Origin of the sequence: Lientehia hominis, from assembly GCF_021044755.1 — a bacterium.
GTDB lineage: Bacteria > Bacillota > Clostridia > Lachnospirales > Lachnospiraceae > Lientehia > Lientehia hominis.
Genome location: NZ_JAJNOR010000005.1, coordinates 241,174 through 255,284, shown reverse-complemented (window position 1 = coordinate 255,284; position 14,111 = coordinate 241,174). Strand labels below are relative to the sequence as shown.

13 protein-coding genes are annotated in these 14,111 nt (G+C 45.4%); all 13 read left to right on the top strand.

What is annotated here, in order from left to right:
• Positions 1-2 precede the first annotated feature (2 nt).
• The 13 genes from LQE92_RS10110 to LQE92_RS10050 all read left to right on the top strand — a co-directional run bounded on the left by LQE92_RS10110 (position 3) and on the right by LQE92_RS10050 (position 14,059).
• Positions 3-1,325 (top strand): four-carbon acid sugar kinase family protein, encoded by a 1,323-nt coding sequence (locus tag LQE92_RS10110; protein ID WP_231062847.1) that lies wholly within the window; start codon positions 3-5, stop codon positions 1,323-1,325.
• Positions 1,273-2,349, top strand: a complete 1,077-nt coding sequence (locus tag LQE92_RS10105) for an Ldh family oxidoreductase (protein ID WP_231062846.1) — start codon at positions 1,273-1,275, stop codon at positions 2,347-2,349. The genes LQE92_RS10110 and LQE92_RS10105 overlap by 53 nt, the downstream gene beginning before the upstream one ends.
• A 14-nt stretch (positions 2,350-2,363) precedes the next feature.
• Positions 2,364-3,122 carry an RraA family protein gene (locus LQE92_RS10100; RefSeq protein WP_231062845.1) on the top strand — a complete coding sequence of 253 codons (759 nt, stop codon included), beginning with the start codon at positions 2,364-2,366 and terminating at the stop codon, positions 3,120-3,122.
• A gap of 34 nt (positions 3,123-3,156) precedes the next feature.
• Complete coding sequence (locus LQE92_RS10095) at positions 3,157-4,407, top strand: ABC transporter substrate-binding protein (RefSeq protein WP_231062844.1); 1,251 nt, start codon at positions 3,157-3,159, stop codon at positions 4,405-4,407.
• Positions 4,408-4,431: 24 nt separating this feature from the next.
• Positions 4,432-5,313 (top strand): branched-chain amino acid ABC transporter permease, encoded by an 882-nt coding sequence (locus LQE92_RS10090; protein WP_231062843.1) that lies wholly within the window; start codon positions 4,432-4,434, stop codon positions 5,311-5,313.
• Positions 5,310-6,323: a branched-chain amino acid ABC transporter permease gene (locus LQE92_RS10085; protein WP_231062842.1), complete on the top strand. Its 1,014-nt coding sequence runs from the start codon at positions 5,310-5,312 to the stop codon at positions 6,321-6,323. The genes LQE92_RS10090 and LQE92_RS10085 overlap by 4 nt, the downstream gene beginning before the upstream one ends.
• On the top strand, positions 6,307-7,032 hold the full coding sequence (locus tag LQE92_RS10080) for an ABC transporter ATP-binding protein (protein ID WP_231062841.1): 726 nt from the start codon (positions 6,307-6,309) through the stop codon (positions 7,030-7,032). Before LQE92_RS10085 ends, LQE92_RS10080 begins: the two co-directional genes overlap by 17 nt.
• Positions 7,025-7,729: an ABC transporter ATP-binding protein gene (locus LQE92_RS10075; RefSeq protein WP_231062840.1), complete on the top strand. Its 705-nt coding sequence runs from the start codon at positions 7,025-7,027 to the stop codon at positions 7,727-7,729. Before LQE92_RS10080 ends, LQE92_RS10075 begins: the two co-directional genes overlap by 8 nt.
• 9 nt (positions 7,730-7,738) lie before the next feature.
• A complete protein-coding gene (locus tag LQE92_RS10070) occupies positions 7,739-8,095 on the top strand; it encodes a cupin domain-containing protein (RefSeq protein ID WP_231062839.1) in 357 nt (118 codons plus the stop codon).
• 38 nt (positions 8,096-8,133) lie between these two features.
• A complete protein-coding gene (gene pdxA / locus LQE92_RS10065; RefSeq protein ID WP_334301395.1) occupies positions 8,134-9,153 on the top strand; it encodes a 4-hydroxythreonine-4-phosphate dehydrogenase PdxA in 1,020 nt (339 codons plus the stop codon).
• A gap of 237 nt (positions 9,154-9,390) precedes the next feature.
• A complete protein-coding gene (locus tag LQE92_RS10060) occupies positions 9,391-12,372 on the top strand; it encodes a DUF3427 domain-containing protein (protein ID WP_231062837.1) in 2,982 nt (993 codons plus the stop codon).
• A 26-nt stretch (positions 12,373-12,398) separates the two neighbouring features.
• The gene (locus LQE92_RS10055) at positions 12,399-12,785 is read left to right on the top strand and encodes a (deoxy)nucleoside triphosphate pyrophosphohydrolase (RefSeq protein ID WP_331001281.1); all 387 of its coding nucleotides are present in this window, start codon (positions 12,399-12,401) and stop codon (positions 12,783-12,785) included.
• Between the two features lie 296 nt (positions 12,786-13,081).
• The gene (locus LQE92_RS10050) at positions 13,082-14,059 is read left to right on the top strand and encodes an NERD domain-containing protein (RefSeq protein WP_231062836.1); all 978 of its coding nucleotides are present in this window, start codon (positions 13,082-13,084) and stop codon (positions 14,057-14,059) included.
• Positions 14,060-14,111 lie beyond the last annotated feature (52 nt).

Below are 14,111 nucleotides of genomic sequence, written 5' to 3'. Positions count from 1 at the left end.
GATTGATTGAATTATTGGTAATAGCCGACGATTTTACGGGTGCGATGGATACCGGCGTACAATTCTCAAAATTTGGAATCTCGACTTTGGTGGTGCTTGAAAATGGCCTTCCCGGGTGTTTCGGAGAATTTGATGAGGATGTGGAGGTTCTTGTGGTGGACACAGAGAGCCGCCATATCGAAGCAGAAAAAGCATACCGGGCCGTCCGGAGAGTGACGGAATTGGCCGTGAAAAACGGGATTCATTACATATATAAAAAAGTGGATTCCACCATGAGGGGGAATGTGGGCAGTGAGCTGGAGGCCGTCAGGGACGGAAGCGGCTTTGAGGATACGCCGCTCCTTTTTATTCCGGCATTTCCTGCTCAGGGGAGATTCACCCGAAACGGGATCCAATACATCGGCGAAGTGCCTGTCGGTATGACAGAATTTGCAGAAGATCCTTTTACTCCTGTGGAGGAAAGCAGCATACCTGTCATTATCAGCCGGCAGTCGGAGATTCCGACAATGCTGGCCGGCCCGGAGGATATTGAACAGATCTTTCGGGAAGGGAGAGGAATGGCAGCCATCATCGATGCTCAGACCGATGAAGAATTGGGACGGATCGCGAAGCAGATCAGACGTCAGGGAAAGGAACAGCTTCTATTGGCGGGAAATGCCGGTTTTGCCGCGAAACTTCCACAGATTATAAGATTCCATGTGGAGGAGCTGGGAGGAGACAGAGGGACAGATGAGCTCCTGGTCGTATGCGGCAGCCTGAATAAAGCTTCTTTTGAGCAGCTGTACCAGGCGGAACAGGCAGGGATTCCCAGTGTGACTCTTACAAAGGAACAGAAAAAAACACCGGGATATTTTGAGACGGTCTGCGGTGCCAGAGATATGCGGGAATGGGAACGGGTCCTCCGGGAGGCAGGAAGTCTTATCATCAAACTGTCAAATGAAACAGAGCTTCCTGATATTAGAAAAGAAGAGAGGGAAGAGAACAGAGAGCATCTGAGGATTGCAGGAAACGTCGGCCACATGGTGGCGAAGCTTTTGAGGGAAACGAAATTGGAGGCCATAGCAGTCTTTGGGGGGGACACCCTTTACGGAATTGTATCCGGCATGGATGGATTCCGCATTAAACCACAGAAAGAGATTCTTCCCGGTGTGGTGCAGTCGGAATTGGATTTTGAAGGAAGACGTCTTCTGGCGGTCACGAAAGCAGGCGGGTTTGGGGAAAAAGATACCTTATTGAAAATTTTCAGGCACTATAGGCTAAAGGAGGGCAATCATGGATGCGGAGCGGATACTGAGGATTGGGGAAGAGGAATTAACTGGGCTTAGCGCAGGAATATTCGGGGCCTGCGGTATGAATGGGGAAGATGCGGCAGCACTGTCCAGATCTCTGGTCTATGCGGATATGCGGGGGATAAAGAGCCACGGCCTTGTGAGGATTCCCAGCTACGTGGAGCAGCTGGAGGAGGGAGTCTTCTCTCCGGTGACAAAACTGGATGTGGTAAAGGAGACAGCTTTTTCCACGGTCCTGGAAGGCAATAACGGCCTGGGTGCGGTAGTCAGTTATAAAGCAGTGGAACTGACCAAAAAGAAAGCCCGGGAAAATGGGATCGCCTTTACGGCGGTGAGAGGAAGCAACCATTACGGGGCGGCAGGTCTGTGGTCCTGCCTTTTGTCCCAGGATAAGGACTTGATCGGGTTTACGGCGACAAATGCGATTCCCATTGTTGCCGCGGTTGGAGGAACCGGGCGGGGGATTGGAAGCAATCCGTTTTCATTTGCGGTTCCCGCCGGAAAATATGCCAACATGTGCCTGGATATTTCCGTAGGACATATGGCACAGGGAAAGATCTGGGAGTACAAGCGCCTTGGCAGGCCGCTGCCGGATGGGGCATGGATGGGTCCGGACGGAGCCGTGACTACAGATCCTGACAAATTTGACATCAACGAATATATCATGATGCCCTTTGGCGGTCATAAAGGTTTCGGTCTGGGCGTCATTATGGAAATGCTGACGTCTGCGCTGGCAGGCGGCGAGTTCCATCAAAAATTTGGCGGACTGACAAAAGATATGCCGAAGACAAGCCACTGTTTCATGGCGATGCGGCTGGATGCTTTTACAGATGCGGATGATTACAGAAAGGACGTGGACGATTACATTGACTATCTTCATGCACTTCCTGTAAAAGAAGGTTTTCAGACGGCGAAATATCCCGGTGAAATTGAAGCAGCATATGAGGCGGACAGCGTAAAAAACGGAGTTCCTGTCCCTTATAAGGTACTGACGGATATGAAGAAAACAGCGGAGGATAAAGGCCTGGATGTTTCCGGATATGGCAAGTATCTGGATTAAAGGAGGAGAAGAATATGGGTGCACATTATTTGTCACATGCGGATATTTTAGAACTTCGGCGCTTCAATACGCCGACCATTTATAACGGATGGGAGGCTGTTGCTGAGAGGGACAGGCTGGAGTGTAACTGCAGCTGGGGAGAGATCACCGATTTCACACCACAGATGGGACCTATGACCGGATTTGCCGTGACTGTGGAATATGTGTGCGGAGACAAGGCGGAAAGACTTTCCAGAAAGAATCCTTTTGGCGATCTGTATGAATATCTGGCGGGAATTCCCGGTCCAAAGATCTTGATCGCCAAAGACTTGGAGGCACCGGACAGCAAGGGCTCCATCTTCGGAGAAGTGACGGGAAATGCCTACCGGGCGCTGGGCTGTTCCGGCGGAATTACCGACGGATATGTCAGAGATGTGGACGAGGGGGCTTACGGAGGTTTTAAAATGCTGGCGAAACGCTTGGGCGTGGGCCATGCCTACTCCTGTCCCGTCCGGTTTGGCACGGCAGTGGAGATGTACGGTACGGTCATCGAGCCCGGCATGTTTGTCCACGCGGATAAATATGGCTTTATTGCCATTCCCGATGAAGAGACAAAGTATCTTCTGGAGGCGGTCAGGGGGTTAGACGGGGCAGAATGTAAAACGACCATTCCCACAGGACGGGAAGCAGGCGGAAAGTCTTTTGCGCAGGTGGCAAAGGAGCTGGCAGAAGCGAGCGCCGAGCAGGCGAGAATATCAGAGGAATTTATAAGAAAGCTGAAATCAGGCCGATAACGGCTGATGATAAAAGTATAAAAGGAGGAAGAATATGAGAAGGTATCGAAAACGAATGGCAGTTATGTGTATGGTCCTGGCGATGGCGCTGGTTTTTGCGGGCTGTGGGAGCAAAGCTGCGGAGGGGACAAAGGCAGAGACTAAGCCGGTAGAGTCTGCCGGTCCTGTGACCATTGCCCTCTGTATCCCTCTGTCCGGTTCCGTTGCAGATGCAGGCCGCATGGCACAGGACGGGGCAAAACTTGCGGCAGAAGTGATCAATGAAAACGGAGGAATCCAGTCTCTGGGGGGTGCAAAGATCAATTTGGAGATTCTGGATACGACCAGTGACGCCGATCAGTCTAAAAATGTGGTCGAACGGGCTATATCCGGCGAAAATGTGGTAGCAGTCGTGGGATGCGGGACGAGCGCACTGACACTTCCGGCGCTTCCGGTTTTGGAAAAAGCGCAGATTCCCATTGTAACTTATAGTAACTCGGCAGAGCTCAATAATCAGGGATATCAGTATGTGTTTTCCATTTCTCCCACCGCGGTGGATGTGGGACAGTCGCAGCCGAAATTCCTGAAATGGCTGAATGAGGAAAAAGGTTATGACTATAAGAAAGTCGCTATTGTTTATGAAAATTCATCCAATGGAATTTCTACGGCAGAGGGTTATCGGAAAAAAGCCGAGGAAATGGGGCTGGAGATTGTTTATGACGAATCCTTCCAGCCGAATCTGGCGGATGCTTCTTCTATCGTGACAGCAGTGAAGAGCTCCGGGGCGCAGGTAATCCTGCCTTCCTGCTATGCCAATGATAATAAGCTTCTGGTGGATACCATGAACAGTATGGATTACCATCCGCTCTGGCTGGGAGTATCCTGCTGGGCGTCCTTTGGAGAGTCCCTGGGAGATTCTGCCAATGGGCTTATTGCCAATGGAAATTGGAATCATAAAAACAGCACGGTTCTTGGAAATCCGGAGTATGTGAAGATAACGGAAAAGTTCGAAGAGAAGTTTGGGTATTTCATGGCGGAACAGTCGGGAAGTGCTTTTGCCTGTGTACAGTTGATCGCAGGCGGGCTGGAACTGACCGGATCAACCGATACTACGGCGCTTCGGGACGCGCTTTCCGGGAATACTTTTGACAGCATTATGCAGCCTGGACAGGTGGCGTTTGATGAGACGGGAGTCAACAAGCTGGCAACAGTAGGGGTGCAGCAGTGGCAGAACGGAGAATGTATCTGTATTTGGCCGGAAGAGCTGGCCGGTGCAGACTATATTGACCCGTCAGAATCCAAATAGGAAAGACGGCAGGGAGGAGACGGCATGAATGTGTTATGGATGATCGGGCAGTCCATTCTCAACGGACTGACAATGGGAGGGATCTATGCGCTTGTAGGTGTCGGGCTGACCATTATCTTTGGGGTCATGAAAGTAGTGAATTTTGCGCAGGGTGAATATCTGGTCATCGGAATGTACATTACTCTGGTACTGAATCAGCTGACCGGCCTCAGCCCATATTTGCTGCTTCCGCCGACGATTCTGATCGCGTATCTTTTCGGAAGGATTTCTTATGGTGTCGTCGTGAAGCCGCTGCTTGGGCAGCCTGGGCAGTATTTCGTAGTGGCCACCATGGGGCTGTCCTTTGTTATCATCAGTGTGCTTCAGCTGGTATTTACTACAAACTTCTGGGCGGTGGAGACGAGCTTAAAATCTGTTTCCATCACCTGGAAAGGATTTTCCCTGGGGCTTCCCAGGATCATTGCCTGCGGCTTTATGATATTTTTTGTGGTCCTGGTGGATTTTTTTCTGAAACGTACAGATTTCGGCAGGGCTATGAGGGCCACCTCGGAAAATACCGAGGTGGCGCAAAGCCTCGGCATCAATACCAATAAAATGTACGGGTTTTCTTTTGCCGTCGGTACGACCTTTGCGGCGATAACAGGACTTTTGCTGTCCCCCATTTATTTTGTATACCCTACGGCAGGCACGCCCTTTAAGACGATCGCCATGGTGATCATCGTCATGGGGGGACCGGGCAATATCGGAGGAGCCGTTGCCAGCGGCCTGATCGCGGGGCTGGTGGAGGCCTTTACCGCAACCTTTGTGTCCAACGATCTTGCGCCTGCCGCAGCTTATCTGCTCCTGATCATTGTATTGGCGTTTAAGCCGGCGGGGCTTTTTGGGAAGGGGGCCAGGGTAGCGTGACACTGAAAGAAAAGATCAACTTGAAGACATTGGGAATCATGGGAGCGCTGTTTCTGGCGGCCTGCGTCTTCCCGGCGCTTACGAAAAACAATTATCTGATATCCGTGGGAGTCGTGCTGTTTACTTATGCGGCGCTGGGGACCGCATGGAATATTATCGGCGGATATGCGGGGCAGACCTGCTGGTGCCTGGCCTCCTTCATGGCGATAGGGGCATATACAAGCTTTATTCTGAAGATTCATTTTAATTTAAGCCCTTGGCTTGGGATTTTTGCGGGAATGATAGTTTCAGCTGCTTTGTCCATGATCATCGGTCTTGTTTCTTTTAAACAGAGAAATATGTTCTTTTCTCTGATGACCATAGCGTTTTCGGAGATTATCCGGGTGGTTTTGGTCTATGGGAAAGGAATAACCGGGGGCTCCAACGGGATCTTCATCACATATAAAAAAGACAGCCTCTGGCAGCTGACCCTTAAATCGGACAAAATATTCTTTTATATCATGCTGGCAGTATTGGCAGTCGTGATCACAATATCCTGGGCGGTGGAACAGACGAGACTTGGCTACTATCTCCGTTCCATCCGGGCGGATCAGGACGCGGCAGAATCTCTGGGGATCAATTCCTACAGAGCAAAACTTAAATCCTTTGTGATCAGCGCGATGGCAGCCTCTGCCATCGGCACCTTCTATGGTTTTTTTCTTACTTATTTGGATCCGACCACAGTGAGCTCTTTAAACGTCTCGACGAAAATCGGTACGATGGCGATCGTAGGGGGGCTGGGACATCTGTTCGGGCCTTTGATCGGAGCGGCGGTTTTGATCCCTATGACAGAGGTGGCCAATGCGGTCCTGGGATCCAGCGGTTCTGGAATGCTGCTATACGGCGCTGTGCTGTTGGCGGTGATCATATTTAAACCCGGCGGTATTATCAGCTTTTTCCAAAAGGACGGCCGGATGAAAAAGAACGGAAGAAAAACGGAGAGGAGGCGGGCGCATGGATCCGATTCTTGAGATCAGACATTTAAGCAAGGCGTTTGGAGGAATCAAGGCGGTCAACGATGTCAGCTTCTGTCTGGGAAAGGGAGAACTGCTCGGCCTGATCGGACCGAACGGCTCAGGGAAGTCCACCTGCGTGAATCTCATAAGCGGCGCTTATATACCCGACTCGGGACAAGTATTATTCTGCGGAAAAGATATTCAGGGAAGCAATATCTGTCAGAGAGCGAGGATGGGGATCGGAAGGACCTTCCAGACCCCAAAGCCGTTTAACGGACTTACTGTTTATGACAGTGTATATACGGTAGCGCTTCAATCCTGCGCGTATAAGGAAGCGGCAGATAAAACGGAAGAGATTCTGGAAATGATGGAGCTGGCGGATCTGAGCCGGATGTTCTGCGAAAAACTGCCGATTGAAAAGCGGAAATGGCTGGATATGGCCAGAATTTTGGCAAATGACCCGAAGGTGATCATGCTGGACGAGGTAATGGCAGGCCTTAACCCGGCCGAGATGGAAGAAAGTATCCGCCTTGTCAGGAAACTCAATGAATCCGGAATCAGCATCATATTCATTGAACATGTGATGAAAGCGGTGATCAAACTGAGCCATCGGCTTGTGGTCTTAAACGAAGGGAAACTCTTGTGCGGGGGAGATCCGGAAGAGGTCATGCGTAATGAGAGTGTGATCAAAGCATATCTGGGAGGGGGACGGCACCGTGCTTGAAATTAAAAATATAAATGCCGGATATGGGGATCTGCAGGTTCTTTTCGATGTATCCATGGAAGTCAAGGACGGAGAATGTGTGGCATTGGTAGGCTCCAACGGCGCAGGAAAAACATCACTTTTGAATGTTGTTGGAGGTCATCTGAAAGCGTCTGCCGGGCAGGTGATATGGAACGGGGAAGATATCTTAAAAACGTCGCCTACGAAACGGGCGGATCTGGCCATATCTCATATTCCGCAGGGCAGAGGAATACTGGGTACCCTGAGCGTGATGGACAACCTGCTCCTGGGAGGTTACTGCAGAAGAGTCAAGAAAAAGCGGATGGAAAATATAGAGAAAGCCTTTGATATGTTTCCGAAACTGAAAGAAAGGCAAAAACAAGTTGCCGGATCCATGTCGGGAGGAGAGCAGCAGATGCTGGCAATTGCCCGGGCCCTCGTCATGGAACCGGATCTGCTGATGCTGGATGAACCTTCTCTGGGACTGGCGCCGGTGGTGGTGGATGAGATGTTTGATTATATTGCCGCTGTCCGTGACAGCGGGGTATCGATCCTTCTTATTGAACAGAATCTGCCGGCGGCGCTCAGTATAGCCCAGAGAGGATATGTGATGGAAAACGGAAGGATCGTACTGGAAGGAAACAATCATGAGCTGGCGGAAAATGAGGATGTGAAGCGGGCATATTTAGGAATTTAGGAGGAGTGTATGATCAGACGCAGTTTGGAACGGACCGCGGAAGAACGGTTTCAAATGCTGGGCGGGAAAGGAACGGCACGGCTTTATCCTCTGTTTACAAAAGGAGAATATCTGGGACATGCGCGGCTAATGTCTGTAGTAGAATTGCAGCCGGGCTGTTCTGTCGGGGAACACAGGCACGATGATGAGGAAGAATTTGTCTATATCTTGTCGGGAACGGCCGTTTATTATGATAACGGAGAGAAACAGGAATTGAAGCCGGGAGACGCGGCAATCACCATATCGGGCCAGACACACCGTATTGACAATGAGGGGATTGAACCGCTGACGTACCTGGCGATGGTCCTGACCTACGGTGAGACATGAGAAAGGGCGGGAGTATGAAGCATATTATTACCATAACCATGGGCGACGCAGCGGGAATCGGCCCGGAAATCGCGGTGAAGGCCCTTTCTAATAAGGATGTTTATGAGAGCTGCATACCGGTAGTGATTGGGGACAGGATTCCCCTGGAGGAGGCCTTGGAATATGCACACAGCGATTTGAAGCTTCGGGAGATCAAGGCGCCGGAGGAGGCAGCGGGAGAATTTGGAACCATCGACTTTATTAATCTGAACCTTTTGAAGAAAGGGGACTGGACTTACAAAACCGTATGCAAAAGTTCAGGTGAGGCGTCTTTTCAGTACATCTTAAAAGGCATTGAACTCGCCATGAAGAGAAGGAGCCACGGGGTGGTGACCGGCCCGATCAATAAAGAAGCCATTAACTTGGCAGGCCACCACTATTCCGGCCATACGGAGATTTTCGCGGAATATACCGGCTCAAATACATATGGCATGCTGCTGGCTTCTAAAAAGCTGCGCGTCATCCATGTGACGACTCATGTTTCCATGCGGAACGCCTGTGATATGATTCGGGAGCATCCGGAAAAGGTGGAACACGCAATCTATTTGGCGAAGGACGCCATGGAGCAGTTGGGAATAGAACAGCCGCGGATCGCCGTCGCCGGTTTGAATGCCCACAGTTCGGAGAATGGGCTTTTTGGCGACGAAGAGGAAAAGTCTATTATTCCTGCCATAGAGAAATGCCAAAAGGAGGGGATTCTTGCAGAGGGGCCCGTGCCGCCAGACACGGTGTTTGTAAAGGCCATGGCCGGTCAATATGATGTGGTAGTGGCGATGTACCATGATCAGGGCCATATCCCTTTGAAACTGTCCGGGTTTCAGATGGATTACGAGAAAAAGTGTTATACGGCCATGTCGGGAGTTAATTCCACCATTGGGCTTCCCATCATACGGACTTCTGTCGATCATGGAACAGCCTTTGGAAAAGCAGGTGAAGGGCGCGCTAACGAAGAAAGCCTGGTGGAAGCCATCGCGGTCGCCGTACAGATGGCAGACAAAAGATTTCCATTGGCAGAATGAAGGATGTACCATTGGCTGCTGTTTTATAGGTTTAATATTTTGTTTGCTGCAGAGCGCTCCGGCTTAGGCCGGGGCGCTTTGAGGTGGTCAGAGGAGATGATTAAAGGGAGATATTATTTTAATTTCGTTGCTGTTGCTGGAATAAAAAGGTATACTGAAATATAGAAGTGAGCACTGGTTACATGAACTATTGCGATGAGAGATAATGACTAGACACACAGATGAAGGAGCAGCGGTATGAAGCATATTTGTGAGTTACGGAATGGATTAGAAAGTGCATTTTTAGATCAGAACATTAATTCTAACCTTGCTTATCGTCCAGAGTTTGTGTCAAATGATTACAGGCGAGGGAAGAGAGTGATCTCCTCTATTGAACAGGAGCTTCGTGATTGCGAAGAATTCTTTGTCAGCGTCGCGTTTATTACTCTGGGCGGATTAACTCCTCTATTACAGATATTCAAAGAACTGAATTTAAAAGGAATTAAAGGAAAAATTCTTACAACGGATTATTTGGCATTTAATGATCCGGCGGCGCTGGATAAACTAAATTCTTTGCCTAATATAGAATTGAAAATGTTTTGCAGTAATGAAGATAAGGATGGATTCCATACAAAAGGGTATATTTTCAAAAAGGAAGAAATATATCGAATAATTGTCGGCAGTGCCAATATGACTGCAGGTGCCCTGAAAATAAATCGTGAGTGGAATACAAAGCTTGTGGGGTATGAGTCGGGAGAGGTGATAGGAGATATTCTGCGGGAGTTTCATTTACTATGGAATGATCAGCACTGTTTGGACTATGAGGATTTTATTGAAAGTTATCGTACTAGATATGAATTGATCAAGAAGCAGAAAAAGATCGCAATAGATACAACCCCTGTTTCTCTCGAACAATATAAGCTGCAGCCAAATGCTATGCAGGTTGCATTTGTTAAAAATATTAAAGAGCTGATTGATAAAAAAGAGCATAAAGCACTTTTGATATCTGCCACAGGAACTGGCAAAACTTATGCTTCCGCTTTTGCATTACGGGAAATAAATCCGAGAAGGGTATTGTTTCTTGTACATAGAGAACAAATTGCAAAACAAGCTTTGGACAGTTATCATATTGTATTTGGTGACAAACGTATTAACGGTTCTGCCTATAGATATGCTTTGCTTTCTGGAAATACTTCTGGGAATATTAAAAATATAAAGGAATCAGATTTGGTTTTTGCAACTATGCAGATGATGAGCAAAGATAATATATTAAATGAGTTTCCCAAAGATGCATTTTCCGTCATCGTCTTGGATGAAGCGCATCATTCTGGAGCAGGCAGTTATCAAAAAATCATGAATTATTTTCAACCAGATTTCTGGCTGGGCATGACAGCAAGTCCAGAAACTGAACGGTTTGATGTTTATGAAATATTTGACCATAACATTGCGTATGAAATCCGATTACAGCAGGCGTTGGAGGAAGACTTACTTTGTCCGTTCCACTATTTTGGCATTACAGATTTAAGCATTGATGGAGAAATTATTGGAGATGAGGATTCCTTAGCTGGACTTCGCAGCTTTAATCGTTTGGTAAGTGACGACAGGGTAAATTATATAATTGAACAAGCAAAGTATTATGGTTATAGTGGAGAACGAGTTAAAGGTTTGATTTTTTGCAGCCGTAGAGAAGAGGCAAAGATGCTTTCTCAAAAATTTAATGAGAGAGGACTTCGAACCGAGGTTTTGACTGGAGAAGATAATGAGACAAGAAGAGAGAAAATTATAGAACGTCTTGTACAGAGTGTTACAAAAGAAATGATGCCAAGGGCTGATTATTTGGACTACATATTTACAGTGGATATTTTTTCAGAAGGTGTTGATATACCTGAAGTTAATCAGGTTATTATGCTTCGGCCCACGCAGTCTGCGATTGTGTTTGTACAGCAGCTGGGAAGAGGGCTTAGAAAGGCAAAAAACAAAGACTTTGTTGTTATTCTTGATTTTATTGGCAATTATAAGAATAATTTCTTGATTCCCATTGCTCTATCTGGTGACCGCAGCTATAACAAAGATAATATTCGAAGATATGTTATGGAAGGAGATCGAGTGATTCCCGGTGCATCGACGATACACTTTGATGAAATCAGCCGTAAACGAATATTTTCAGCGATAGATTCCGCAAATTTCAGTGATATAAAATTGATAAAAGAAAATTATACTTATTTAAAATATAAGCTGGGAAAAATTCCTGCTCTAAAAGATTTTGATAAGTATGGAGAGATGGACGTATGCCGTATTTTTGATAATAACAGCCTTGGTTCATATTATAAGTTTTTAGTAAAATATGAAAAAGAATATACCATACGTTTATCGGAAAAAAAAGAAAGAATAGTAGAATTTATATCAAAAAAGTTGGTGTCAGGTAAACGGATTTATGAGTTAGAATTGCTGAAGCGTCTTTTAAAATATCAACATGGAATCCTAGGGTTATTAGAAAAGAATCTTTGGAAAGACTATGGAATCAGCATGGACAGTAGTATTCAGAAAAATGTTATAAATATCATGACTAATGAATTTGCATCCGGCTCAAGCAAGAAAACATATGCATCTTGTATATTTATCAAGAAAGAAGGGGCAGAGTATGGGATTTCTGATAGCTTCGGTGAAATGCTGAGGGATCAGGATTTTTATGATATTGTTGAGGAATTAGTTGACTTTGGCATCTCCAGATATAATACGAATTTTAGCAAGAAGTATCAGGATACGGATTTTGTTTTGTATCAAAAGTATACATACGAAGATGTATGCCGCATTCTGAATTGGGAGACTAATGAAGTGCCTTTAAATATTGGAGGATATAAATATGATAAAAAGACTAAGACATTTCCGGTATTTATAAATTATGACAAATCAGATGACATCAGTGAAAGTACAAAATATGAAGATCATTTTATAAATGCGAATACATTAATTGGTATATCTAAATCGGGCAGAACAATGGATTCGGATGATGTACAAAACTTATTGCATGCAAGAGAGAGAGGAATCGACGTACATTTATTTGTACGGAAAAACAAAGATGATAAAATTTCAAAGGAATTCTATTATCTTGGACGTATGAATGCATCTGGAAATGCTGAAGAGGTTTGTATGAATAATACAATAAAAACAGCAGTTGAAATTGAATGGACGTTGGATACTCCTGTGAGAGATGATATTTATCAATACATCATTGGATAGAAGACATTTAGAGAAAGGAGCAGACTGTGAAGACAGTAAAAGTGGCAGCGGCAGTCATAAAGGATAATAAAAAAATATTTGCAACTCAAAGAGGTTATGGTGATTTTAAAGATGGATGGGAGTTTCCGGGAGGAAAGGTCGAGATAGGCGAAACGCCAGAATGCGCATTGGTCAGGGAAATTCAAGAAGAGCTTGATACAAAGATTTCAGTAGGAAAAAAAATAGATTGTGTAGAATATGATTATCCGACGTTTCATTTGTCAATGGAATGTTTTTGGGCTGAAATTATTTCTGGTGATTTGATATTGAAAGAACACGAAGCTGCAAGATGGCTTTCAAAAGAAGAATTGAACAGTGTGGATTGGCTGCCAGCAGATCTTGAATTGATTGAGAAAATAAAAGAGAAGATGTAGTGTGAGATGATGTGCTCCCCATAACGAAGAAGGTCAAAATTATAAAACTGTATATTTGAAGAAAGGGTATTACTTACGCCTAGAATCGTATCATCCAAAGTAGAACCTTTAGACAGTACCATATACATGATGACCATCTGTTGATTATCAGTTAGTTACTATACATCCCTTTTAAGATGGCAATAACATGTGTATTGTGTAAAAAATATGAACAGACTATTAAAGTATCAGAACGTGAGATTAAGATACGGAAACGAAACAATAAAAGTTTATATATTAAGCTGAGGAAGAATTATATGGGAATATTTGATAAATACAAAGAACCGGTATTTTTAAAGGAATCCAGCAATGCGGCTGAAGAAATCGATCTGTTGCAGTCTTTGCTGGAAAAGGTTCCAGAAGATGTACAAAAACAAATACAGCAGGATATAAGATGCCTACAGGCCGGAAATATAGGAGAGGACCGCATTGCATTTGAACTTAAGAACAGCCATATGCCGATGTTTATTTTGCATGATTTATATCTTGTGCATGGAGAATACACTGCTCAGATTGATTATTTAATTATTACACGTAAGAGATGTTTTGTTCTTGAATGTAAGAATTTATATGGTGACATCGAAGTGAATTCTGCCGGGGATTTTATTCGTACAATGAAATATGGTAATCGATATGTGAAAGAAGGTATTTATTCGCCAATCACACAGAATCAGCGTCATATGGAAGTGATTAAGGCAGTTCGATGTGAATCAAGGGGCAATATAGTCACAAAGACACTTTTTGAAAAGTTCTTTGAGCAAAACTATCGCAGCGTGGTTGTATTGGCTAATCCACATACAGTTCTCAATTCACGGTATGCCAAAAAAGAAGTGAAGGACAAGATTATTCGTGCCGATCAACTTGTTACATATATTAAGAAAGTTAATAGTGAACGTGGTGCTGAAGATAACGGGGAAAAACACATGGAAGAGGTTGCTAGATGGTTTCTGGGAAAACATCAGGATAATCCAAAGAATTATTTTGCTAAGTATGAAAGTATGATCAATGCCGAAAAATTGGAAAATAAAGTTGAAGCTGTGACAAGAGAACCGGCAGAAGTAATTCCTGAGAATACTGTGGCTGCAAAAGGAACTAACTCAGCCACTGCGGTTATATGCCCCAGATGTGGTGCACATATGGTGAAAAGAAAAGCTACAAAAGGAGCAAATGCAGGAAATGAGTTTTATGGTTGTTCCAGATATCCAAAGTGCAGAGGGATTATAAATATAAAGTGAGATTTATTTTAGGAGTTTTAGATTTATCAAACAAGTGGCAGTATTTTGTAGA